At 66.6% G+C, this 24227-nt stretch carries 24 protein-coding genes and 1 tRNA gene; 11 read left to right on the forward strand and 14 right to left on the reverse strand.

Annotated features, from left to right (window positions below; genetic code table 11):
* Positions 1-82: 82 nt before the first annotated feature.
* The 6 genes from CFB43_RS14695 to recA all read right to left on the reverse strand — a co-directional run bounded on the left by CFB43_RS14695 (position 83) and on the right by recA (position 5821).
* Complete coding sequence (locus CFB43_RS14695; protein ID WP_089473497.1) at positions 83-787, reverse strand: TerC family protein; 705 nt, start codon at positions 785-787, stop codon at positions 83-85.
* A 155-nt stretch (positions 788-942) separates the two neighbouring features.
* Positions 943-1824 carry a succinate--CoA ligase subunit alpha gene (sucD, locus tag CFB43_RS14700; RefSeq protein ID WP_006477916.1) on the reverse strand — a complete coding sequence of 294 codons (882 nt, stop codon included), beginning with the start codon at positions 1822-1824 and terminating at the stop codon, positions 943-945.
* Between the two features lie 64 nt (positions 1825-1888).
* Positions 1889-3055 (reverse strand): ADP-forming succinate--CoA ligase subunit beta, encoded by a 1167-nt coding sequence (sucC, locus tag CFB43_RS14705; RefSeq protein ID WP_011353083.1) that lies wholly within the window; start codon positions 3053-3055, stop codon positions 1889-1891.
* A 68-nt stretch (positions 3056-3123) separates the two neighbouring features.
* Positions 3124-3732: a DUF2889 domain-containing protein gene (locus CFB43_RS14710; protein WP_089473498.1), complete on the reverse strand. Its 609-nt coding sequence runs from the start codon at positions 3730-3732 to the stop codon at positions 3124-3126.
* 146 nt (positions 3733-3878) lie between these two features.
* Positions 3879-4748 (reverse strand): recombination regulator RecX, encoded by an 870-nt coding sequence (gene recX / locus CFB43_RS14715; protein ID WP_089495562.1) that lies wholly within the window; start codon positions 4746-4748, stop codon positions 3879-3881.
* Positions 4748-5821 carry a recombinase RecA gene (gene recA, locus CFB43_RS14720; RefSeq protein ID WP_089495563.1) on the reverse strand — a complete coding sequence of 358 codons (1074 nt, stop codon included), beginning with the start codon at positions 5819-5821 and terminating at the stop codon, positions 4748-4750. Before recA ends, recX begins: the two co-directional genes overlap by 1 nt.
* Positions 5822-6008: 187 nt before the next feature.
* Here recA and CFB43_RS14725 point away from each other — a divergent pair, with 187 nt between their 5' ends.
* The 6 genes from CFB43_RS14725 to CFB43_RS14755 all read left to right on the forward strand — a co-directional run bounded on the left by CFB43_RS14725 (position 6009) and on the right by CFB43_RS14755 (position 11331).
* Positions 6009-6737 (forward strand): response regulator transcription factor, encoded by a 729-nt coding sequence (locus CFB43_RS14725; RefSeq protein ID WP_041492943.1) that lies wholly within the window; start codon positions 6009-6011, stop codon positions 6735-6737.
* A 17-nt stretch (positions 6738-6754) separates the two neighbouring features.
* Positions 6755-8311: a sensor histidine kinase gene (locus CFB43_RS14730; protein ID WP_089495564.1), complete on the forward strand. Its 1557-nt coding sequence runs from the start codon at positions 6755-6757 to the stop codon at positions 8309-8311.
* A 236-nt stretch (positions 8312-8547) separates the two neighbouring features.
* Positions 8548-10206: an MFS transporter gene (locus CFB43_RS14735; protein WP_089495565.1), complete on the forward strand. Its 1659-nt coding sequence runs from the start codon at positions 8548-8550 to the stop codon at positions 10204-10206.
* Positions 10207-10364: 158 nt separating this feature from the next.
* A tRNA-Met gene (locus tag CFB43_RS14745) sits at positions 10365-10441 on the forward strand.
* Positions 10442-10608: 167 nt separating this feature from the next.
* Positions 10609-10983 carry a hypothetical protein gene (locus CFB43_RS14750; protein ID WP_089495567.1) on the forward strand — a complete coding sequence of 125 codons (375 nt, stop codon included), beginning with the start codon at positions 10609-10611 and terminating at the stop codon, positions 10981-10983.
* Between the two features lie 3 nt (positions 10984-10986).
* Complete coding sequence (locus CFB43_RS14755; RefSeq protein WP_089495568.1) at positions 10987-11331, forward strand: hypothetical protein; 345 nt, start codon at positions 10987-10989, stop codon at positions 11329-11331.
* Positions 11332-11396: 65 nt separating this feature from the next.
* On the opposite strand, the gene CFB43_RS14760 is transcribed toward CFB43_RS14755, so the two are convergent.
* The 3 genes from CFB43_RS14760 to CFB43_RS14770 all read right to left on the reverse strand — a co-directional run bounded on the left by CFB43_RS14760 (position 11397) and on the right by CFB43_RS14770 (position 14662).
* Positions 11397-12185, reverse strand: coding sequence for a hypothetical protein (locus CFB43_RS14760; protein ID WP_144023063.1), 789 nt, complete (start codon positions 12183-12185; stop codon positions 11397-11399).
* A gap of 352 nt (positions 12186-12537) precedes the next feature.
* Positions 12538-13512, reverse strand: coding sequence for a LysR family transcriptional regulator (locus tag CFB43_RS14765; RefSeq protein WP_089495570.1), 975 nt, complete (start codon positions 13510-13512; stop codon positions 12538-12540).
* A 178-nt stretch (positions 13513-13690) separates the two neighbouring features.
* On the reverse strand, positions 13691-14662 hold the full coding sequence (locus CFB43_RS14770; protein ID WP_089495571.1) for a GlxA family transcriptional regulator: 972 nt from the start codon (positions 14660-14662) through the stop codon (positions 13691-13693).
* A gap of 116 nt (positions 14663-14778) precedes the next feature.
* On the opposite strand from CFB43_RS14770, the gene CFB43_RS14775 reads away from it, so the two are divergent.
* Together CFB43_RS14775 and CFB43_RS14780 are read left to right on the forward strand one after the other, a co-directional pair.
* On the forward strand, positions 14779-15462 hold the full coding sequence (locus CFB43_RS14775) for a DJ-1/PfpI family protein (protein WP_089495572.1): 684 nt from the start codon (positions 14779-14781) through the stop codon (positions 15460-15462).
* An 81-nt stretch (positions 15463-15543) separates the two neighbouring features.
* Positions 15544-15855: a cupin domain-containing protein gene (locus CFB43_RS14780; protein WP_089495573.1), complete on the forward strand. Its 312-nt coding sequence runs from the start codon at positions 15544-15546 to the stop codon at positions 15853-15855.
* A gap of 61 nt (positions 15856-15916) precedes the next feature.
* On the opposite strand, the gene CFB43_RS14785 is transcribed toward CFB43_RS14780, so the two are convergent.
* A complete protein-coding gene (locus CFB43_RS14785; RefSeq protein ID WP_039359956.1) occupies positions 15917-16201 on the reverse strand; it encodes a PAAR domain-containing protein in 285 nt (94 codons plus the stop codon).
* Between the two features lie 155 nt (positions 16202-16356).
* Positions 16357-16749: an MAPEG family protein gene (locus tag CFB43_RS14790; protein ID WP_089495574.1), complete on the reverse strand. Its 393-nt coding sequence runs from the start codon at positions 16747-16749 to the stop codon at positions 16357-16359.
* Positions 16750-17172: 423 nt separating this feature from the next.
* Between CFB43_RS14790 and CFB43_RS14795 the strand changes: the two genes are divergently transcribed.
* Positions 17173-20274, forward strand: a complete 3102-nt coding sequence (locus CFB43_RS14795) for a transglycosylase domain-containing protein (RefSeq protein WP_089495575.1) — start codon at positions 17173-17175, stop codon at positions 20272-20274.
* Positions 20275-20308: 34 nt separating this feature from the next.
* On the opposite strand, the gene CFB43_RS14800 is transcribed toward CFB43_RS14795, so the two are convergent.
* Entirely contained in the window at positions 20309-20656 is a 348-nt protein-coding gene (locus CFB43_RS14800; protein WP_089431884.1) for a GFA family protein, read from the reverse strand.
* 155 nt (positions 20657-20811) lie between these two features.
* Between CFB43_RS14800 and CFB43_RS14805 the strand changes: the two genes are divergently transcribed.
* A complete protein-coding gene (locus CFB43_RS14805) occupies positions 20812-21057 on the forward strand; it encodes a DUF1272 domain-containing protein (protein ID WP_089495576.1) in 246 nt (81 codons plus the stop codon).
* A gap of 27 nt (positions 21058-21084) precedes the next feature.
* Here the strand turns inward: CFB43_RS14805 and CFB43_RS14810 are convergent, their stop codons facing one another.
* Positions 21085-21768, reverse strand: coding sequence for a FadR/GntR family transcriptional regulator (locus tag CFB43_RS14810; RefSeq protein ID WP_089495577.1), 684 nt, complete (start codon positions 21766-21768; stop codon positions 21085-21087).
* Between the two features lie 163 nt (positions 21769-21931).
* Between CFB43_RS14810 and dgoD the strand changes: the two genes are divergently transcribed.
* A complete protein-coding gene (dgoD, locus tag CFB43_RS14815) occupies positions 21932-23080 on the forward strand; it encodes a galactonate dehydratase (protein ID WP_089426266.1) in 1149 nt (382 codons plus the stop codon).
* 153 nt (positions 23081-23233) lie between these two features.
* On the opposite strand, the gene CFB43_RS14820 is transcribed toward dgoD, so the two are convergent.
* The gene (locus tag CFB43_RS14820) at positions 23234-24166 is read right to left on the reverse strand and encodes a CopD family protein (protein ID WP_089495578.1); all 933 of its coding nucleotides are present in this window, start codon (positions 24164-24166) and stop codon (positions 23234-23236) included.
* Positions 24167-24227: the final 61 nt, after the last annotated feature.

Raw genomic sequence — 24227 nt, forward strand, 5'->3', positions numbered from 1 at the left:
CGAAAAACGCCTGCCGGTAAAGGCAGGCGTCTCGATCGTAGCCAGCAGGCCGTGAATCCGGCAGTCGGCCGGACGGCCAATGTCAGTGCGCGTGCGGTACGTCGCGGCGCTTCCTGAGCGTGTAACCGATCGCCACCACGAACAGCGCGCCCGCGATGCTCGCACCGTAGAGGACCTCCGGCGTATCGAGCACCGGCCAGCGGTCGCCGACCGGGTCGTTCACGATCAGGCCGCCCGCGATCCATCCGAGCAGTCCCGCGCCGAATGCCACGAAGATCGGGAAACGGTCGAGCAGCTTCAGCACCAGCGTGCTGCCCCACACGATGATCGGCACGCTGACGACGAGGCCGAAGATCACGAGCGCGATCCGGTGCGACGGGTCGGCCTGTTCGGCCGCGCCCGCGATCGCGATCACGTTGTCGAGGCTCATCACCGCATCGGCGATCACGATCGTCTTCACGGCGTCCCACAGCCGGCTGGCCGGCTTGATGTCGTCGTGCGCATCGCCGGCCGGCGCCATCAGCTTGATGCCGATCCACAGCAGCAGCAACCCGCCGCCGAGCTTCAGGAACGGCACGTCGAGCAGCGCGACCGCGAACGTGATCAGCGCGACACGCAGCAGGATCGCCCCTGCGGTGCCCCAGACGACGCCGCGCAACCGCTGGTTCGCGGGAAGGTTACGGCACGCGAGCGCGATCACGACGGCGTTGTCGCCGCCGAGCAGGATATCGATGATGACGATCTGGAGAACGGCGCCCCAGTGGAGCGACGTCAGGAATTCGAGCATGGCGTGAAGGGCAGGACGGCGGCCGCCCGCGGGCGGCCCGGTTCATCGCCGGCACATGCGCGATGCATGCCCGGTGCTTACGAATTCATTGCGCGAGCATAACAAAAAACGCCGGCAAAGCCGGCGTTTTCTGCAGGACGAACCCAGGGGAAATATTACAGCGCCTTCTTCAGCAGACGGCCCATTTCCGACGGGTTGCGCGTCACGGTGATGCCGCACGCTTCCATGATTTCCAGCTTCGCTTCGGCCGTATCCGCACCGCCCGAGATCAGCGCGCCGGCGTGGCCCATGCGCTTGCCCGGAGGCGCCGTGACGCCAGCGATGAAGCCGACCACCGGCTTCTTCATGTTGTCCTTGATCCACTCCGCCGCATTGGCTTCGTCCGGACCACCGATTTCGCCGATCATCACGACTGCGTCCGTATCCGGATCGTCGTTGAACATCTTCATCACGTCGATGTGCTTCAGACCGTTGATCGGGTCGCCGCCGATACCGACTGCCGACGACTGGCCGAGGCCGAGTGCCGTCAGCTGGGCAACCGCTTCATACGTCAGCGTGCCCGAACGCGACACGACGCCGATGCGGCCCTTGCGGTGGATGTGACCCGGCATGATGCCGATCTTCAGTTCGTCCGGCGTGATCGTGCCCGGGCAGTTCGGCCCGAGCAGCAGCGTCTTGCGGCCTTCGCGACGCATGCGGTCCTTCACTTCGATCATGTCGCGCACGGGGATGCCTTCCGTGATGCAGATCGCGAGATCCAGATCGGCTTCGACCGCTTCCCAGATCGCAGCCGCTGCGCCTGCCGGCGGAACGTAGATGACCGACACGGTCGCGCCGGTTTCCGCCTTCGCTTCCTTGACGCTTGCGTAGATCGGAATGCCTTCGAAATCTTCGCCGGCCTTCTTCGGGTTCACGCCCGCGACGAATGCTTCGCGGCCGTTTGCGTATTCACGGCAGGCGCGCGTATGGAACTGACCGGTTTTGCCGGTAATGCCCTGCGTGATGACCTTCGTGTCCTTGTTGATCAGAATCGACATGTATTTTGACCTCTGTTCGATGGGCGTCGCGTACAAACCGCGCCGCCATGCGTATTCGATAGCGTTACTTGCCTGCGGCAGCCGCGACGACCTTCTGCGCAGCCTCTTCCATGCTGTCCGCCGAGATGATCGGCAGGCCCGAATCGGCCAGCATCTTCTTGCCGAGGTCCTCGTTCGTGCCCTTCATGCGCACGACGAGCGGCACGTTCAGGTTCACGGCCTTCGAACCGGCGATCACGCCTTCCGCGATCACGTCGCAGCGCATGATGCCGCCGAAGATGTTCACGAGGATTGCCTTCAGATCCGGGTTCTTCAGCATCAGCTTGAACGCTTCCGTGACCTTCTCGGTGGTCGCGCCACCGCCGACGTCCAGGAAGTTCGCCGGTTCGCCGCCGAACAGCTTGATCGTGTCCATCGTCGCCATTGCCAGGCCCGCGCCGTTCACGAGACACCCGATATTGCCGTCGAGCGAGATGTACGCGAGGTCGAACTTCGACGCTTCGATTTCAGCCGGATCTTCTTCGTCCAGATCGCGGTACGCGACGATTTCCGGGTGACGGAACAGCGCGTTCGAGTCGAAGTTGAACTTCGCGTCGAGTGCGATGACCTTACCGTCGCTGGAGACGTTCAGCGGGTTGATTTCGGCCAGCGATGCGTCGGTTTCCCAGAATGCCTTGTACAGGCCTTGCAGGATCGCGCGCGCTTGCGGGATCGAAGCAGCCGGCACGCCGATCTTCGCGGCGAGGTCGTCGGCTTGCGCGTCGAGCAGGCCCGTCGACGGTTCCACGATGACCTTGTGGATCAGTTCCGGGTGCTTTTCGGCAACTTCTTCGATGTCCATGCCGCCTTCGCTCGAACCCATCAGCACGATCTTTTGCGTCACGCGATCGACGACGAGGCTGACATACAGTTCCTGCTTGATGTCGGCGCCTTCTTCGACCATCAGACGGTTGACCTTCTGGCCTTCCGGGCCCGTCTGGTGCGTGACGAGCTGCATGCCGAGGATCTGGTTCGCGTATTCGCGGACCTGCTCGATCGACTTCGCCACCTTCACGCCGCCGCCCTTGCCACGGCCACCTGCGTGAATCTGAGCCTTCACGACCCATACCGGGCCGCCGAGCTCTTCTGCCACCTTGACGGCCTCGTCAACCGAGAACGCCGGCTTGCCGCGCGGTACCGCGACTCCGAATTTCCGCAGGATTTCCTTACCCTGGTACTCGTGAATCTTCATGCGTGATTCCCTTCAGTCTGAGAGTTGGATGAAAAGTCGCTTTAGACGCTTCTTCGAATGATTTCCGTTCATTCCTTCGTGCTGCCTTCACCGGGCACGTCCGGCCGGCTCGCGCCATACCAGCGCGGGTAGTACTGCCGCACGACCTCGCCGTCGAACCGCAAAGCCCGGCAGCGGCCGAGCTGGAAAGGCGCTTCGTCGTGCACGCCGCCATGGTCCGGCCCTTCGCCCCCCTCCTCGCGCACGTTCCACACGTCACCGGCGAACGCCTGGATCGCTGCCGTCGGCAGCACGGCGCACAGTTCGGTGAGATGGGAGCAGCCTGCGACGCCGGCGAGCAGCCGGTTCGCGTTGCGGCGGAAATTGCGGAAGAGATTGAGCCCGATGAGGGCCCGATAGGCGGGAGTGGCGGATTGACAGTGACCGGGATAGGGAACCCATTCCGAAGACGCTTCGGCGTCGACGACATTGAGGTCACGATCGATAGTCACGCGCAGCCAGAGTTCGTGGATCGGCAGGCCCTGGGGCCGGATGCCCGACGCAAGCGCGACATCGCGCGGCTTGTGGTCGGTCAGGCAGGCTTCGATGTCCCACAAGCCGTCGCCGCGCTCGTAAGCTTCCGCTCGGATTGCGCGTTGATGTCGCAACTGACGGGGCACGGGCTCGGATAGCGGCATGCTGGAGGTTGAGGCCGAAGAGGAAAACCCAAGGATTTTAGCATATTGGGTATTTGAGACAGTTTGACGCGACGGCGGGTATTCCCGCCTGTCCGGAAGCGGTTGCATTGCAGCAAAATCGCGCGCCACGCGCGCGATCGGTGCGATCAGTCGTCGACCAGGAAATCGTCGCCGGCCTTCAGCAACTTCACGATGGTCGCACTCGAGAAGCCGCGCGCGGCGAGAAAGCGCGCCTGCTTCGCACGCTCGGCCGGCGTTTGCGGCAGTGCACCGAATTTCTTGCGCCAGACCGCCTGCGCACGCGCCCATTCGGTCTCGCGGAGCTGCGCATTCACCTCTTCGACGAGCGTGTCGCCCACCGCATGACGCTTCAGCTCGCTGACGATGCGTGCGACGCCGACACGCGACGCGCGACGATGCACGAGACTCTCGGCAAAGCGCGCATCGGACAGCCAGCCTTCCTGTTCCAGCGCATCGAGCACAGGATCGACGGATTCGTCTTCGCCGACGTAGGGCGCGAGCTTGCGCGCGAGTTCCGTGCGACTGTATTCACGGCGGGATAGATAGCCGAGCGCGCGGCCCTTCAGCGATCGTTGAGGGTTCGACGACTTGCGCTCGGTCGCGCCCGGAGCGTCACCTGATGCAGTGCTGGAAGAAGCTCCCGACGCGCGACGTGTGCGGCGCGGATGCTGGCTGCTGCGCGTATAGACATCTTCCCTGGCCGGCGCCGATGCATCGGCTGCGCGATCACCCGGGAAGCTGACACCGGAAACACGACGGCGGGAGCGGTCGTGCGCGTCGAACGATTCATCGTCGTCGAACGGATCGTCCGGTGCGGCAATCTCAAACGAAACGAGGGCATCGTCGGATGCCCTCGTCGCGGTGCGGTTCGCGGCATCGCTGCCTGCGCCCCGCCGATCGGCGCCCGAGGATCCGGTTCGCCGGCCGGAGCGACCCACCGTTTCCGGCGCGTCGCTCTCCTCCGGCTCGCCAGCCTGACCTCGGCGCCCGACCATCACTCTTCTTCGTCCATCGCCTCGGCTTCGTCCTGGACTACACCGTCGGGCATGGTGACCACGCCAAGCGATTCGCGAATGCGGTTCTCGATCTCGCGTGCGATTTCCGGATTCTCGCGCAGGAATTCACGCGCGTTGTCCTTGCCCTGGCCGATCTTCTCGCCGTTGTAGCTGTACCAGGCGCCGGCCTTGTCGACGATCTTCGCCTGCACGCCGAGATCGATGATCTCGCCCTGACGCGAAATGCCTTCGCCATACAGGATGTCGAAGATCGCTTCGCGGAACGGCGGCGACACCTTGTTCTTGACGACCTTCACGCGGGTTTCGTTGCCGATCACCTCGTCGTTCTTCTTGATCGAGCCGATCCGGCGGATGTCGAGACGCACCGACGAGTAGAACTTCAGCGCGTTGCCGCCCGTCGTGGTTTCCGGGTTGCCGAACATCACGCCGATCTTCATCCGGATCTGGTTGATGAAGATCACCAGGCAGTTCGTGCGCTTGATCGTGCCGGTCAGCTTGCGCAGCGCCTGCGACATCAGGCGGGCCTGCAGACCCGGCAGCGAATCGCCCATCTCGCCTTCGATTTCGGCCTTCGGCACGAGCGCCGCGACCGAGTCGATGACGATCATGTCGATCGAGCCCGAGCGCACCAGCGCGTCGGTGATTTCAAGCGCCTGCTCGCCGGTGTCCGGCTGCGAGATCAGCAGCTCCGGCACGTTCACGCCGAGCTTCGCTGCATATTGAACGTCGAGCGCGTGCTCGGCGTCGATGAACGCTGCGGTGCCGCCGATCTTCTGCAGTTCGGCGATGACCTGCAGCGTCAGCGTGGTTTTACCGGACGATTCCGGACCGTAGATCTCGACCACCCGGCCGCGCGGCAGGCCGCCGACGCCGAGCGCGATATCGAGACCGAGCGAGCCCGTGGACACGACCTGGATGTTCTCGGTCGCCTCGCCGTCGCCCATGCGCATGATCGAGCCCTTGCCGAACTGCTTTTCGATCTGGGCAAGCGCGGCGGCCAGCGCCTTGCTCTTCTCGGCGGTCATCCCGGAGCCCTTCTTGCTATCTTCCATGAATCGTCCTTTGCTATGATGAGCAGCGTCTGTTAGAGGCGCGCCCACTTTCAAGCGCTGCCCACGAATGCAGACACTGTATAAAAAAACAGTGTTTTGTGCAAGCCCGCAATGCAGAGCGTTGTACACGAATAACTTCGGAGACAGCCGGCCGGCGCGAACGCCCCGCCGGCCATCGGTCAGCACCATGCGAATTCTCATCGCGGAAGACGACAGCATACTCGCGGACGGCCTCACCCGGTCACTCCGCCAATCGGGCTATGCGGTCGACCACGTGAAGACCGGTGTCGACGCCGATACCGCGCTGTCGATGCAGACATTCGACCTCCTGATCCTCGATCTCGGGCTCCCGAAAATGCCCGGGCTCGACGTGCTCAAGCGCCTGCGCGCCCGCAATTCCAACCTCCCCGTGCTGATCCTGACGGCCGCCGACAGCGTCGACGAGCGCGTGAAGGGGCTCGACCTCGGCGCCGACGACTACATGGCCAAGCCGTTCGCGCTCAACGAACTCGAGGCGCGCGTGCGCGCGCTGACCCGGCGCGGCGCGGGCGGCGGCCCGACCGTCGTGCGCCACGGCTCGCTGGCGTTCGACCAGGTCGGCCGGATCGCATATGCGAACGATCACGTGCTCGACCTCTCCGCGCGCGAGCTCGGCCTGCTGGAGGTGCTGCTGCAGCGGATCGGCCGGCTCGTGTCGAAGGAGCAGCTCGTCGACCATCTCTGTGAATGGGGCGAGGAAGTCAGCAACAACGCGATCGAAGTCTACGTGCATCGGCTGCGCAAGAAGATCGAACCCAGCGGCGTACGGATCTCGACCGTGCGCGGCCTCGGCTATTGCCTCGAGAAGGTCGCGCCCGCCGCGCCGGCCGACACGGCAGCGCCCCAGCCCGCGGTGGCCGGCACGCCGTTGCGCTGAACCCGGGCGTCGCCGCGATGGCCACGCCGGCCCATCCCCGCCATCCGACCGGCGCGCCGTCGTCGGTCGCCGACGAAGCGCGCGACGCGCGCTACGAGAACCCGTTCGCGCCGCCCGACGAAACCGATGCGCCCGAGGCGCCGCGCCCGCGCTCGCTGTTCGGCGAAATCCTCGACTGGATGCTCGCGCCGCTGCTGCTGCTGTGGCCGATGAGCATCGCCGTCACCTATCTGGTCGCGAAGACGATCGCGAACGGCCCGTTCGACCGCGCGCTCGAGACCAACGCCTATGTGCTCGCGCGGCAGATCCATCCGGTGAACGGCGTCGCCGAGCTGACGCTGCCGGAGCAGACCCGCGATTTCCTGCGCGCGGACAACGTCGACAGCGTGTACTTCCAGGTGCTCGGCACACGCGGCGAGCTGGTCGCGGGCGAAGCCGACATGCCGCTGCCGCGCGACGAGGACCGCCCGCCGCCAGGCGTCGTCATGTTCCGCGACGACCTGCTGCGCGGCAACGACGTGCGCGTCGCGTATACGACGGTCGCGCTGCCGCAAGCGGGCAGCCCGCAGCCCGTGCTCGTGCAGGTCGGCGAAACGCTGGACAAGCGCAACGCGCTCGCGAACGACATCATCAAGGGCGTGATCCTGCCGCAGTTCGTGATCCTGCCGCTCGCGATCCTGCTGGTCTGGTTCGGGCTGTCGCGCGGGCTCGCGCCGCTCAACGCGCTGCAGGCGCACATCCGCGCGCGGCGGCCCGACGACCTGTCGCCCGTCGAGGCGCAGCGCGCGCCGCCCGAGATCGAGCCGCTCGTCACGTCGTTCAACGACCTGCTCGCGCGCCTCGAACAGAACATGGCGCTGCAGAAGCGCTTCATCGCCGACGCCGCCCATCAGATGAAGACGCCGCTCGCGGGCCTGCGCACGCAGGCCGAGTTCGCGCTGCGCCACCCCGTGCCGCCCGACGTGCAGCGCTCGCTCGAGCAGATCGCGACGAGCTCCGAGCAGGCCGCGCGGCTCGTCACGCAGCTGCTTGCGCTGGCGCGCGCCGAAAACCGCGCGAGCGGGCTGACGTTCGAGCCGGTCGAGATCGCCACGCTCGCGCGGCGCGCGGTGCGCGACTGGGTGCAGGCCGCGCTCGCGAAACGGATGGATCTCGGCTACGAAGGCCCGCCGGACCCGCCGGACGACGGGCCGCTCGACGTCGACGGCAATCCGGTGATGCTGCGCGAGATGCTCGGCAACCTGATCGACAACGCAATCCGCTACACGCCGGACGGCGGCCGCATCACGGTGCGCGTGCGCGCCGAACCCGCGGCGCGGCTCGTGCATCTCGAAGTCGAGGACACGGGGCCGGGCATCCCGGCCGCCGAACGCGAGCGCGTCGTCGAGCGCTTCTACCGGATCCTCGGCCGCGAAGGCGACGGCAGCGGCCTCGGGCTCGCGATCGTGCGCGAGATCGCCACGCAGCACGGCGGCACGCTGACGCTCGACGATCACGTCTACCAGCACGCACCGCGCCTCGCCGGCACACTCGTGCGCGTCAGCCTGCCGCTGGCCGAAGCTGCCCCGGATTAACCCTGATGGGCGCCGCCACAGCACGCCGCGATTGAGTCAAAATCTACGATTTAACAGAAAATAAAAGCACTTCGCAGCACGATGAGCGCACGAAACCACCGATTCGGCGCGGGTTAACCTGCAGTCGTTTTGCACGCGCGAGTCAGTCGGCCGTAAGTTTCCGTACCAATAATCCTCGACAGGCCCGTCCACCCAAGGCGGCCGCACATCTATATCAAGGGACTTGGAGACGACTCATGGCAACGTTAGGCGGGCAAATTTCCCACTCGCCGATGACGGGCGAAGAGAAGAAAGTGATCTTCGCGTCGTCGCTCGGCACCGTGTTCGAGTGGTACGACTTTTACCTGGCCGGCTCGCTCGCGGCCTACATCAGCAAGAGTTTCTTTTCCGGCGTCAATCCGACCGCCGCATTCATCTTCACGCTGCTCGGCTTCGCGGCCGGCTTCGCGGTGCGGCCGTTCGGCGCGATCGTGTTCGGCCGCCTCGGCGACCTCGTCGGCCGCAAGCACACGTTCCTCGTGACGATCGTGATCATGGGCGTCTCGACGTTCGTGGTCGGCTTCCTGCCCGGCTACGCGTCGATCGGCATCGCCGCCCCCGTGATCTTCATCGCGATGCGGCTGTTGCAGGGCCTCGCGCTCGGCGGCGAGTACGGTGGCGCGGCGACCTACGTCGCCGAGCACGCGCCGGCCAACCGTCGCGGCTTCTACACCGCGTGGATCCAGACGACCGCCACGCTCGGCCTGTTCCTGTCGCTGCTCGTGATCCTCGGCGTGCGCACGTTCATCGGCGAGGAAGCGTTCGGCAGCTGGGGCTGGCGCGTGCCGTTCGTCGCGTCGATCCTGCTGCTCGCGGTGTCGGTGTGGATCCGGATGCAGCTGAACGAATCGCCGGTGTTCCTGCGCATCAAGGCGGAAGGCAAGACGTCGAAGGCGCCGCTGACCGAAGCGTTCGGCCAGTGGAAGAACCTGAAGATCGTGATCCTCGCGCTCGTCGGCCTGACCGCCGGCCAGGCCGTCGTGTGGTACACGGGCCAGTTCTACGCGCTGTTCTTCCTCACGCAGACGCTGAAGGTGGATGGTGCGAGTGCGAACATCCTGATCGCGATCGCCCTCCTGATCGGCACGCCGTTCTTCCTGTTCTTCGGTTCGCTGTCGGACAAGATCGGCCGCAAGCCGATCATCCTCGCGGGCTGCCTGATCGCGGCACTGACCTACTTCCCGCTGTTCAAGGCGCTCACGCACTACGCGAACCCGCAGCTCGAGGTCGCGACGCAGAAGGCGCCGATCACGGTCATCGCCGATCCGGCCGCCTGCTCGTTCCAGTTCAACCCGGTGGGCACGTCGAAGTTCACGAACTCGTGCGACGTCGCCAAGAGCGCGCTCGCGAAGGCCGGCCTGAACTACGAGAACGTCGCGGCACCGGCTGGCGCGACGGCCCAGATCAAGGTCGGCGACACGGTGATCCCCGCCTATGAAGGCAAGGCGGCCGACGCGAAGGCGCAGGGCGCGGCGTTCGACAAGACGCTCGCGGCGACGCTGAAATCGGCCGGCTACCCGGCGAAGGCAGACCCGGCGCAGCTCAACTGGCCGATGACGATCGTGATCCTGACGATCCTCGTGATCTACGTGACGATGGTCTACGGCCCGATCGCGGCAATGCTGGTCGAGATGTTCCCGACGCGGATCCGCTACACGTCGATGTCGCTGCCCTATCACATCGGCAACGGCTGGTTCGGCGGCTTCCTGCCGGCCACCGCGTTCGCGATCGTCGCGGCGAAGGGCAACATCTACTCGGGCCTCTGGTATCCGATCGTGATCGCGCTGGCCACGTTCGTGATCGGCCTGCTGTTCGTCAAGGAGACGAAGGACTCGAACATCTACGCGCAGGATTGATGGCGGGTGCGCAGCGGGGACGGTCGGCGGAAGGTCTCCTTCCGAGGACCGGCTCCCGCCCGCAATGAAGGTCGGCACGGGCCGCCGGCAACTTTTTTCGGGAAAGATGGAAAAAGGTATTGACAGCCGGCCGGGTGATCAACATAATTCAAGTCTTCGGCGAATTAGCTCAGTCGGTTAGAGCGACGGAATCATAATCCGCAGGTCCGGGGTTCGAATCCCTGATTCGCCACCAAATGCGAGAGCCGCTGTTTCGAAAGGAACAGCGGCTTTTTCATTTGTATCTTCCGATGCGCCGGTTCCGCTTTCACGAGCCAGCCTTCGCCCCCCTCAGTCGTGCATGAACACCGCCCTGCTTCACAGGCACAATGACGCCGTCCATCACACGGCCGACGTCACCCGATGATCCCGACCACTCCCGACAAGCCATGGTGCACCGCCGCTCTCGCACTCGCGGCCGTCGTGCTTTGCTATACCGCCGCCGGTGCGCCGCCCCTCTCCCGCCTGCTCGACCCCGCCGTGATCGGCGAAGGCCTCGCCCTCAAGCCGATCAGCTATCACTGGGTCAATCACGTCGACCGCACGATCCCAGAGGCTGACCTGTTCGCCAGCCGCTTCTACGTGCTGGTGCTGGCCTCACTCAACGCCATGGCCGCGCTGTTCGCACTTGACGCCCATCGCAGCCGCAGGCGCTTCGCGCTCGTGCTCGGCTGGGCCGTCGTCATGCTGATCGTGCTCGTCAACGCGCAAATCCAGGCGTTCTACAACGTGGGCTGACCGATGAAGCAACGCATCATGATCGTCATCGCCACGCTGTTCACGCTGATCGGGCTCGTGCCCGTCGCCGGCACGTTCGTCAACCTGTCGACGCCCGACCAGTTGCATCGCCTGCTGAGCTACGATTACATGAGCTTCGCGGACAGCCTCGTCGAACGCAACCTCGGCGATTTCGCCAACGATTTCTACGTCGGCGCGGCGCTGATGCTCGTCGGCGGCACGCTCTTCATCCGGATCGAACGCACGCGCACAGTCGCCCGCATCGTCACGTCGCTGCTGTTCGCGCTGCTCGCCTTCAGCCTCGTCTATGCGTGCCTGAATCCGCGCATCGGCATACTGCCCCACTGATCGGCTCCGTCCGCGCGGCCCATCACGCACACTGCCGCCGCCCCCCCTGCGAAGAACCGGGCGCACTACTTCGACCGAACCGGGTCATAAACGCGGTCGATACGTTGATACGTATAGGAAATCTTCTTGTACTCGGGATCGTAAAGGCGCTGATACGCGTGATCGCACGCGTCATCCAGCTTCACCGGGTAACTCGGCGGCCATGCCGCGATAGGCTGACAGGTGAAATCGTCGGCTCTCGCGCCGTTCTGCTTGAAACGCAGGACCATCAGGCTTTCCTGAATCCCCTGTGCCGCATTCTCGTAGTAATGCTTGTTGTTCAAGACAACGCCGACCGGAAAATAGTCCGATTCGAGGCCTTCCGCCATTTCCGGCTCGGCCACCATGACGGCAGCCTTGCGCAGAAAGGCCTCGGCCGCCCCCGGATCCAACTCCATCAAGCGTCGTCCCTTATATTCGTAGGCCACTGCCACGACGGGAAGCTGACCTGGCGTTGGATGCTCGCCCCACCACGCGATGATCTGATCGAGGCTGCGCACGAAGGTCTGCTCATACTCGCCCGAGTTGGACTGAGTCACATGCAACGGTAATTGGCAGTCGATCACGCATTCCGCGACGACCGGCGGATCGCCCGCTTTCCATCGCCTCCAGGTTTCCTCTTCGCGCGCATTCTGCCGGTGCTTGTCGAGTGCGTCGGATACCAGCGCATAGGGTGCGAGGACCACCATCGCGGCTCCCCACGCAAGATCGCACGACGTCGAATGATTGCCGGAAAGGATGTTGCTGCAGTCTTTCGAGCATGCACCAAGCGCCAGTGCGCACAGCAGGCACGCTAGGCGTCGAATGATCGTCATGGACTTCGACACGGTTCCCCCCGGGTGATCGTGAGCATTTCTCGTAGCCGCAGTCACCCCAGCCGCAGCCTTTCCACGGCACGCGGAAAGCCGCTGCGCGAATTTAACGAATCAGTCGATCAAAGGATAACTGTCGGAGTTGTCAGGGACTCAACCGTTTCGGACGGGATCGCCGCACGGCAAATACGGGGAGAAAGTCGAAATGCCGCGCGAACGACAGATCTTTCGCGTCCTGACCGCCCCAGCCTGCATGCCCGGTCGGGTACAACCCGCTTCGCCCTCGTACCGGCCGCATCGCCATCACATCTCTTCTACGCACCGCTGCGCACGGGCATGCACGCCATGCCGCACTTCACGCCGCCACCGCCCCTCTCTGCACCTTCGCCGCCTGCACCCCCACCCGCCCGCGCCAGTTCTCCCCCCCTTCCAGCGACGGCGTCGACTCGAACACCTCCGCGATCCAGTCCGCGAACACGCGCACCTTCTGCGACAGATGCCGATTATGCGGATAGACGATCGAAATCGGCTTCGGCTTCGGATTGCAGTCCGGCAGCACCTCGACCAGCGAGCCGTCGAGCAGGTGCGGCAACACCATGAAGAGCGTCGGCTGGATCATCCCGAACCCTTCGAGCCCGCACGTCACATAGGCATCCGAATCGTTGACCGTGACGCTCCCGTTCATCCGCACCTCGAACGGCTTGCCGTCGATCATGAACACCCACGGAATCGCCCGCGCGCCGTGGCTCGACCGAAAATTCACCGCGTGGTGGTCGGCGAGATCGGCAATCTCGTGCGGCTCGCCGTGACGCGCGAGATAGTCGGGCGACGCGCAGGTCACGCGCTTCAGCATCCCGATCCGCCGCGCGACCATCGACGAATCCTCGAGCGGCCCGACCCGGATCATGCAGTCGATCCCCTCCTCGACCGGATCCACGTAGCGGTCGGAGAGCCCCAGTTCGAGCGTGATGTCCGGGTAGCGCTGCCGGAAAATCGACAGCGACGGCAGCACGATGCGCCGCCCGAGCGAACTCGGCATGTGAACGCGCAACACGCCGCTCGGCTTGCGGTTGCCGGTCTGGAAACTCGCGTCGGCCTCCGCAATCTCCGAGATGATCTTCATGCAATGCTCGTAGTACGCCGCACCTTCCGGCGTCAGCGACAGCCGGCGCGTCGTGCGGTGCATCAGGCGCACGCCGAGCAGCGCCTCGAGATTCTGGATGATGGTCGTCACCGACGCGCGCGGCATCGCGAGCGTGTCGGCCGCGCGCGTGAAGCTGTTCGCGTCGACCACGCGGGTAAAAACTTCCATTGCCTGGATTCGGTCCATGCTGCTCCCCCTTCGAATCGCCAACGGAACAGAATAGAGCGCACGACGGGCGCGGCACAAGTCCCCACCCATTGTTCTCCGATCCTGAATAGTTCCGGCGTTTCGTACTGGAAAGCGATCGATTTCCGTTCAGTCCCACGCGGCAATCGTTCCGGCCCCGCCGGTCGCCCGCCGCGCGTTACCGCACGAATCGCTCGCGATACCCCTGCGGCGATACGCCCAGCACGCGTACGAAACAGCGGCGCAGCGTCTCCTCCGAGCCGAAGCCGCACCGCGCGGCGATCCGCTTGACGGGCCATGCCGTTTCACCGAGCAGGCGTTGCGCGGCTTCGACTCGAATCTGCTCGACTGCGCGCGCGGGCGTGCGGCCGGTTCCGGCGCGGTAGTGGCGCACGAAGCTGCGCTCGCTCATGCGCACGCGCTCGGCCAGCGCGGGCACCGACAGGTCGGCCGCCAGGTGCTCGGCCATCCACGCGTGCAGTTCGCCGAACCGGTCGTCGGTGCGCTGCATCGACAGCATCGTGCTGAACTGGGCCTGCCCGCCCGGACGCTTCAGGAACACGACGAGTTCGCGCGCGACGTCGAGGGCGGTCGCGCGCCCGAGATCCTCCTCGACCAACGCGAGCGCGAGATCGATGCCGGCCGTCACGCCGGCCGAGGTCCACAACGCGCCTTCGCGGATGAAGATCGGATCGGATTCGACGCGCACATTCGGATAGCGTGCCGCGAATTCTTCGCAGCGCGCCCAGTGCGTGACCGCGCGCCGCCCGTCGAGCAAGCCGGCCTCGGCGAGCAGGAACGCGCCGGTGCAGACCGATGCCACGCGCCGTGTGCGCGCCGCCTGCTGTTGCACCCAGCGCACCAGCCGCGCATCCTTCGATGCCGCATGCACGCCCTTGCCGCCGGCGACGATCAGCGTGTCCGGATGGCGCGCCGCCGAGCGCAGCGATTCCGCCATCACGACCAGGCCCGACGATGTCTCGACGGGCCCTGCCTCGGCCGCGATGACGCGCGGCGCATACGGCGCCGGCTGGCCGCGCTCCTGCGCCAGCTCGTTGACGGACGCAAACACCTGCAGCGGCCCCGACACGTCGAGCAGCTGGGCACGAGGGAACGCGAGGATCAGGATCGAACGCGGGGTGGCAGGCATGGCGATTGGCTGAAAACGTGGGTGATATGGCAATTTCGCCAAACACTACGCGCCTAGAATCGACCTGTCCATCCCGTACCGGCTACGGCCCGCCCCCATCCAATCGGAGTCTTCGCATGACCCTGCATATCGGCTTTCTCGTGTTTCCAGGCGTCCAGCAACTCGATCTCACCGGCCCGCACGACGTGCTCGCGTCGCTGCCCAACGCCACCGTTCATCTGGTCGGGAAGTCGCGCGACTCCGTCGCATCGAGCAGCGGACTCGCGCTCGCGCCGACCTGCACGTTCGACGACTGTCCGCCGCTCGACGTGATCTGCATTCCGGGCGGGATCGGGATCAACGCGCTGTTGCTCGATGCCGAAACGATCGCGTTCGTGCAGCAGCGCGCGGCCGCCGCGCGCTACGTGACGTCGGTATGCACGGGTGCGCTGCTGCTGGGCGTGGCCGGCCTGCTGCGCGGGCGGCGCGCGACGACGCACTGGGCGTTCCACTCGCTGCTCGAGCCGCTCGGCGCGGTGCCGGTGCGCGAGCGCGTGGTGCGCGACGGCAACCTGATCACGGGCGGCGGCGTCACGGCCGGCATCGACTTCGCCTTGACGATCGCCGCGGAGCTGGCCGGCGAGGAAGAAGCGCAGGCGATCCAGCTGCAACTCGAATACGCGCCGGCACCGCCGTTCGACGCCGGTTCGCCCGACACCGCACCGGCAGCGGTCGTGAAGCGCGTCACCGAACGGTCGGCGGCAGGTTTCGCGACGCGCAAGGCGACGATCGAACAGGCGCTGCGCGCGAGGTCGCGCTGAACGCCGGTGCCGGAAAATCGACTTGAAAGCTCGAAGACTGGAAGACGAGAACGACGCGCATTCGCGCCGGAGAACCCATCGATGAACATCGTCCGCAGCGCCGCGTTCACCGCGGACCGCGCATGGGGCGCGCTCGACATCGCGAACCTGAACGGCATCACGGTCCGCCTGCACTGGACCGACCAGCCGTATCGGTGGCACGTCAACGACGGCGAGGAAGTGTTCGCGGTGCTCGACGGTCGCGTCGAGATGCGCTACCGAGAAGCAGGCGCCGAGCACGCGACGGTGCTCGAAACGGGTGACGTGTTCCACGCATCGGCCGGCACCGAACACGTCGCGCATCCGCTCGGCGAAGCACGCATCCTCGTGATCGAAACCGAAGGCAGCGTCTGACGGCCCGCGGCCGGGTGTCGATGCCGCGCGGATGGCAACCGCCGCCTCCGCGCGGCCGGTTTCACCCGGTGATCGTCCCGGTGGCCTGCGACGCGATCAGCTTCGGCTGCGGCGTGCACAGGCACTGGCACAGGTCGTGTTCGAGCGCGACGACCTTGCCCATCACGGTCATCGTCCGCTCGCCGCCGTCGGACACGATCACGCCCGGCGACTTGCAGGCGGCGCAGAACACCGCTGCGCCGAGATAGGCGAGTTCGCGTCCGTCGAACGACGAATTGGCGATCCCTTCGAGCACGACACCGCCGTGGTCGGTCGTGTCGCCCTTCAGAATGAATTTGCGGCTCATGTTGTCGGTTCTTCCCTCGGAAATGCCGTGCAACGCGGCAGCGCGCAGGCAGTCGGAATCTGCCCGTCGATCGCGGGCGTCCCGCGAGCATATCACCGCGCGCCTCAGCCGCCTCCCGGATCAGGGTTCGTGCCGTATGCCGCCGGCGCCGCCATTCAGACGAACAGAGCGAGACACAGCACGGCGCCGCACAGATACGTGCCGAGCGCGCCGACGAAACGCGCGGGATTCGGGTCGGCCATCGTCGGCCAGGCAAGCAGGCCGATCACGAGCAGGCAGCGGCACGCGGTCGCCGCGACGATCAGCGTCAGGATCGCGCGCGATGGATCGTGTGTACCGAAATAGAGAAACAGCACCGCGAGAAACGGCGCGTATTCGGCCGTGTTGCCGTGCGCGCGCACGATCTTGTGCAACCCGTTCGCGGGATCGGGCGCGCACCCGGAACCGGTCGTGCACCGGAAGCGCGTGACGGACACGACGAACCCGAGCCCGAACAGCAGCAGCCCGAGAATGGCCGTGCAAACGAGCGCGACGGGGTGGATCGCCATGGGACTCCCGGCAAACGCGGAAATGCGCCGCAGATCCAATGATCGTACCCGTGACCGACACACGCGACCATCACGGAAACCCTCAGCATCGCCGTGCGCCGGACACAATTTTTCGGTCGGGTTCCGATCCCAATTGTCGCTCGGCCGCACCGCACGAAACCGGTGCATCGCCCCTGCCTGCCAGGGTGTCCGAGCCTGCCCGCCGACCCACCCCGCCATACGACGCCCCCGGCACGAAACGCGCAAACGTTACGCGTCGACGGCATGCACCAGCACAACGCAACTTGTGTGACAGCGCGTCGCAGGCATGCGCGTTGCGCCGACGCATCTCGGTAGTGAACGCCCTTGGCAGCCCGCTGCGGAGGACTACACTAATCCTTAATGGGGTGCGGCCGGAGCCCGCGCCTTCAGGGAGACGCCGCCATGAATCGGCCGCTGAATCGTATCCTGCCGCGCGTGACCGGTCCCGCATCGGTCTGGACGTGGGTCAAGTGGTCTCTGCTGGCCGCGCTGCTGATCGCCGTGGCGATCGTTGCGCGACTCGTGCAGAGCGAGATCGAAACGTCGCGGCTGCAGGCGCACTACCTGTCCGAGCTCACCCGCGATGTCGGCTACACGGTCGAGACGGGCCCGAGCGATCACATCCGCTTCCCCGCGAACGGCCCCTACGACCAGCGCCTCGGCTACGCGATGATTCCGGCGTTCCAGGAGCGGCTGCTCGCGCGCGGCTTCGTCGTCAGCAAGCAGGCGCGCGATTCGCAGCGAATGCTGTCGCTCGGCGAGCGCGGATTGTTCCTCCCGTTTGAAGAAAAGGACCAGGCGGGCCTGATGCTGTTCGATTCGACCGGCGCGCCGCTGTTCGCGACCGTGTTCCCGCAGCGCGTCTACGCCGACTTCGACCTGGTGCCGCGCGTGGTGGCCGATTCGCTGCTGTTCATCGAGGATCGCTACCTGCTCGATGCGAACGAACCGAACCGCAACCCGGCGATCGACTGGGGGCGCTTCGGCCGCGCGGTCGCCGACCAGGCGCTGCACGTGGTCAACCGCCATCAGGCGCGCCCGGGCGGCAGCACGCTCGCGACGCAGATCGAGAAGTTCCGCCATTCGCCCGAGGGCCGCACCGCGACGCCGCCCGAGAAGCTGCGGCAGATCGCGTCCGCGTCGGTGCGCGCATACCTGAACGGCCCGCAGACGATGCTCGCGCGCCGCACCATCGTCGTGCGCTACCTGAACTCGGTGCCGCTCGCCGCGCGGCCGCATATCGGCGAAATCACCGGTATCGGCGACGGTCTCGCCGCGTGGTACGGCCGCGACTTCAACGACGTGAACCGGATCCTGTCCGCGCCGACGACCGGCGACAACGTCGACGAGCAAGGCAGGACGTTCCGCGAGGTGCTGTCGCTGATCATCGCGCAGCGCGCGCCGTCGTACTTCCTCAACCGCGGCTACCCGGCCCTGCAGAAGCTGACCGACAGCTATCTGCGACTGCTGTCGAACGGCGGCGTGATCTCGCCCGCGCTGCGCGACGCCGCGCTTGCCGCGCAGATCGAACGCAGCGCGCCGCCGGCCGCCGCGCACGTGCAGTCGTTCGTGTCGCGCAAGGCCGTGACGTCCGCGCGCGCGTCGCTGCTGTCGGCGCTCGGCATCAGCGACCTGTACCAGCTCGACCAGTTCGACCTGCAGGCGACCAGCACGCTCGACAACGGCGTGCAGCAGGCGGTCGCCGAACGGCTCGCCCAGGCGTCGACGCGCGACGGGGCGCAGAAGGCCGGCCTGTACGGTTTCGAGATGCTCGCGCCGAAGGACGACCCGTCGCACCTCACGTACAGCTTCACGCTGTACGAACACCGCAACGGCGCGAACCTGCTGCGCGTGCAGACCGACAGCGTGAACGAGCCGTTCGACGTGAATCGCGGCGGCCGCATCAACCTCGGCTCGACCGCGAAGCTGCGCACGCTGATCACGTACCTGCAGATCGTGTCCGACCTGCATGCGCGCTACGCGAACCTGTCGAATGCGGAACTCGCGCGCGTGAAGCCCGACCCGATCGACGGGCTGTCGCACTGGGCGCTCGACTACCTGTCGCATACGCGCGACCGCTCGCTGCAGGCGATGCTCGACGCGGCCGTCGAACGCAAGTATTCGGCGAGCCCGGACGTGTTCTACACGGGCGGCGGCGCGCAGGTGTTCTCGAACTTCGAGAAGTCGGACAACGGCCGCATCCTGACGCTGCACACGGCGTTCGAGCATTCGGTCAACCTCGTGTTCGTGCGGCTGATGCGCGACATCGTCCACTACGAGACGCTGCAGGCGGCCGGCCCGTCGTCATCGTGGCTCGGCGATCCGGAGCAGCGCCGGCATTACCTGCAGCAGTTCGTCGACGGCGAAAGCCAGGTCTACGTGAAGCGCTACTACACGCGCTATGCGGGCAAGGCGCCCGACGACGCGCTCGCGCTGATGCTGAAGGACGTGCGCAAATCGCCGCCGAAGATCGCGACGGTGCTGCGCAGCGTCGCACCGAACGAATCGCTCGCGTGGTTCGATGCGCAGATGCGCGTGCAACTGAAGGGCACGCCCGCCGCGACGCTGTCCGACGACGATCTCGCCCGGCTCTACGCGAAGTACGCGATCGACCGCTTCAACCTCAACGATCGCGGCTATATCGCGAGCGTGCATCCGCTCGCGCTCTGGACGCTCAACTACCTGCGCGCGCATCCGGCAGCGTCGCTCGCAGATGTCCAGCGCGAGAGCCGCGACGCGCGTTTCTACACGTACTCGTGGCTGTACAAGACGCGCTACCACGCGACCCAGGACCGTCGCATCCGTCGCATGGTCGAGCTGCGCGCGTACGCGGAAATCACGAAGTCGTGGCGCGCGCTCGGCTACCCGTTCGCGGAAGTCACGCCATCGTACGCGGCCGCGATCGGCGCATCGGGCGACCAGCCCGACGCACTCGCGAAACTGATCGGCCTGATCGCGAACGGCGGCCAGAAGGCGCCGACCGAGACGATCACGCGGCTCGACTTCGCGAAGGGCACGCCGTACGAAACGCACTTCGAGCGCGCGGTCGCCCGGCCGCAGCCGATGCTGTCGCCGGAGATCGTCAACGTGGCGCACACGCTGCTGCGCGACGTCGTGCTCAACGGCACCGCGCGCCGCCTCGCGGGCGGCTTCACGCTGCCCGACGGCAAGACGCTCGACGTGTACGGCAAGACGGGGACGGGCGACCAACGCTTCAACGTCTATGCGCGCGGCGCGCGGCTGATCGAGTCGCGCAAGGTGAACCGCAGCGGCACCTTCGTGTTCGTGCTCGGCGACCGGTTCTTCGGGGTCCTGACCGCCACGGCGCACGAGCCGTATGCGGCACGCTACGACTTCACGAGCGCGATGGCCGTGCAGTTGCTGAAGTCGATGGCGCCGGCGCTCGCGCCGCTGATCGAACGCCCGGCCGGCACGCGCACCGCGGGCCCCGCCCCGCAGGCGGAAACGCCCGCGCCGGGCGCCGCGACCGCGCAACCGTCCTGACGGCCACGCGTCCGTTCATGCGCCGGCGCGCCGCTCAATGCGAGCGGCCGTCGTAGTGCGTGACCGGCAGCGCGTCGATATCGACATCCTCGAGACAGCGCACGTTGATCGCGGCCATCGCGGTGCCGTTCGGGTGGACGCCCTCGCCGAACGTGTGAATCCCGCAGCGCTTGCAGAAGCGGTGCTGGATCACGTGCTTGTTGAACGTGTAGGTGGCGAGATGGTCGTCGGGCGTGAGGAGCGTCATGTGGTCGCGCGGCACGAACCACATCAGCGCGCCCTTGCGCCGGCAGATCGAGCAGTTACACGCCATCACGCCCTGCAGGTCGCCTTCCGCCTCGAACTTCACGTCACCGCAGTGACAGCTTCCGCGATAAAGCATGGTCGTCTCCCGGTGCGGCCCGTGCGCATCGACGGCGCCCCGGCGGAACACCGTTGGCCAGGCCGATCCAAGCGGGTACAGTAGCGCGCACCTGCGCCGCACGCAATGTCCGTGCGGCGCCCGTCCCGACCCCGTCCAAACCAAGGAAAACCGTCATGCTCGAACTGCGCCCCGGCTGCGAATGCTGCGACAAGGACCTGCCGCCGGATTCGGCCGATGCACGCATCTGTACGTTCGAATGCACGTTTTGCGCGACCTGCGCCGACAACGTGCTGAAGGGCCGCTGCCCGAACTGCGGCGGCGACCTGGTCGTGCGCCCGCGGCGGCCGGCGAGCCTGCTCGCGAAGTACCCGGCATCCACCGAACGCATCCACAAGCCGGGCGGCTGCGCGAACGCCTGACGGCGCCGCACGGCCCGCCCCTCCCCGTCACGACATCTCGATCCGTGCGCGCGTCACCGCGAGCAGCGCGGCCATCGCGCGGCGCGCACCGTCCTCGTCGCGCACGCGGATCGCGTCGTTGACGGCCATGTGCTCGGCGAGCGACGCGTTGTATACGTCCGCGCGGCGCGCATTGAGCTGCAGTTGCGCCTCGAGCGTGCGATCGATCAGCGTGCCGAGCGGCACCAGCAGTTCGTTGCCGCCGGCCTCGAGCACGCTCAGGTGAAAGCGCAGGTCGGCGCGCACCCATTCGTCGACGTTGCGCGCGGCGGCCATCGCGCGCGCCGCGCCGTCGATCGCGTCGAACGTTTCCGGCGTATGCATGCGCGCGGCGAGCGCGGCCGCGTACGGCTCGACCATCTCGCGCATTTCCTGCAGCTTCAGCGCGAACGCGATCGGCGGCGCGACACGCGCGTACCAGTCGAGCAGGTCGGCGTCGAGCAGGTTCCAGACGCCGCGCGGCCGCACGCGCGTGCCGATCTTCGGCCGCGACTCGACGAGCCCCTTCGACGTGAGCGTACGCAGCGCCTCGCGCATCACCGTGCGGCTCACGCCGTACATCACCATCAGGTCGGGTTCCCTCGGCAGCAGCGACTCGGGCGGGTAGTCGCCGCGCAGGATCGCCGTGGCGAGCCGGAAGGCCGTTTGTCCATGCAGGTCGCGTCGAATGATCGTTCTCCGTTATGCGAGTACCCGGGCGTGCCGGCTGCCCACTATCTGCACAATAGTGCTATTAATACTATTTTTTATCGGGCTGCGCTAGGATAACCGCGAAAGCACGCGACCGTGCGCCGCGCCCGACTGCCCGCGCCGGTCAACCCTGGAGACTCGCACCGTGAAAATCACCCGCCTCGAAACCTTCGTCGTCCCGCCGCGCTGGCTGTTCCTCAAGATCGAAACCGACGAGGGCATCGTCGGCTGGGGCGAGCCGATCGTCGAAGGCCGCGCACACACGGTCGAGGCTGCCGTGCAGGAGCTGGCCGACTACCTCGTCGGCCGCGACCCGCTGCTGATCGAGGATCACTGGCAGGTGATGTACCGCGCGGGCTTCTACCGCGGCGGCCCGATCACGATGAGCGCGATCGCGGGCGTCGACCAGGCGCTGTGGGACATCAAGGGCAAGCATCACGGCGTGCCCGTGCACGCGCTGCTCGGCGGCCAGGTGCGCGATCGCATCAAGGTGTATTCGTGGATCGGCGGCGACCGGCCGAGCGACGTCGCGAACAATGCGCGCGCGGTGGTCGAGCGCGGCTTCAAGGCCGTGAAGATGAATGGCTCCGAGGAGCTGCAGATCGTCGACACCTACGACAAGGTCGAGCAGGTGATCGCGAACGTCGCGGCGGTGCGCGACGCGGTCGGCCCGCACGTCGGGATCGGCGTCGACTTCCACGGCCGCGTGCACAAGCCGATGGCGAAGGTGCTCGCGAAGGAGCTCGATCCGTACAAGCTGATGTTCATCGAGGAGCCGGTGCTGTCGGAGAACGCCGAGGCGCTGCGCGACATCGTCAACCAGACCAACACGCCGATCGCGCTCGGCGAGCGGCTCTACTCGCGCTGGGATTTCAAGCACATCCTCGCAGGCGGCTACGTCGACATCATCCAGCCCGACGCATCGCACGCGGGCGGCATCACCGAGTGCCGCAAGATCGCGACGCTCGCGGAGAGCTACGACGTCGCGCTCGCGCTGCACTGCCCGCTTGGGCCCATTGCGCTCGCCGCGTGCCTGCAGCTCGACGCGGTCAGCTACAACGCGTTCATCCAGGAGCAGAGCCTCGGCATCCACTACAACCAGGGCAACGACCTGCTCGACTACCTGCGCAACCCCGAGGTGTTCCGCTACGAGGACGGCTTCGTCGCGATCCCGCAGGGCCCGGGGCTCGGCATCGACGTGAACGAGGAGAAGGTGCGCGAGATGGCGAAGACGGGGCACCGCTGGCGCAACCCGGTGTGGCGTCACGAGGACGGCAGCGTCGCCGAGTGGTGAGTGCGATGCGCGGCGCGCGGCTTCGGCGCGCGCGGCCAGTATCGATTCGAGAACGGCTGCCGACGGGCAGCCGTTTTTGCATGCGCGGTGCGGCGCCCGGCACGTGCCGGATGCGCGACGGCGGCCTTGTATCGCGCCGCGCGCGCCCTGCCGTCAGCCGATCGCCGCGAACCCCGGCACGCTGAACGACAGCACGGCGGCCGCGACGAACACGCCGATCATCGTCAGCGCCTCGAGATGCAGGATGTTGCGGAACGTGTGCGCATCCTCGGTCGACGCGGTGCGGCGCAGGCGCGGCAGCGCCGCGAAGCGGTTCAGGCCGCCGAGCACGAGCGCGAGCGCGACGAGCAGCAGCTTCAGCAGCAACACGCGCCCCCACGTGCTGCCGTCGAGCGGCGCGAGCGAACCGCCGAGCCCGCGGAGCGCATTGAGCGCGCCGGTGCCGAGCAAGAAGACGACCGCGATGATCGACGTGCGCGACAGGTGCTGGCCGATGCGGATCAGCGCGCCGCGCGCGACCGACGACCCGAGCGCCGGCAGCACCGCGAGCCCGCCCGCGAGCACGAGGCCACCCCACACGGCCGTCGCGAGCAGGTGCAGCGTCTGCACGCCGACCGCCGCGGACAGCGCACCCGTATCGGCCGCATGGCCGAGCGACGCCTTGCCGGCCGCGACCACGATCACCGCGAGCCACAGCACTGCGTGTGCAACCGGGCCCTCCGGCTTCCCCAGCGCGACGATCGCGAGCACCACGGCGCCGGCGAATGCAACGCTCCACGCGAAGCCCGTATGCGTCTGCATCAGCATCACGGGAATCGCGGCGAACGCGCCGCCGAGCCCCGCCCCGCTCATCGTCGCCGCCTCATAGACGAGCCAGCCGAGATCCGCGAGCACCAGCGCCAGCGCCGCCGCGACCAGCGAATGTTGCGCGCGCAGCCACGCGGGATGCGACGGCGCGACGACCGGACGCGCACCGTCCTTGCCGAGCCATGCCTTGAGCAGCGCCGAGCCGACCGCCATCGCGAACGCCGCGTCCATCAGCGCCGCGAGCGCGACCTGACCGATCCACAAGCTGTCGAACTTCATCGCGCACACCGTCCCGAAAGCGGCAGGCCGACGAGATGGCAGCAACGGGATGGACAGCGTG

Source organism: Burkholderia sp. AU15512 (genome assembly GCF_002223325.1).
In the GTDB taxonomy this organism is placed as follows: domain Bacteria; phylum Pseudomonadota; class Gammaproteobacteria; order Burkholderiales; family Burkholderiaceae; genus Burkholderia.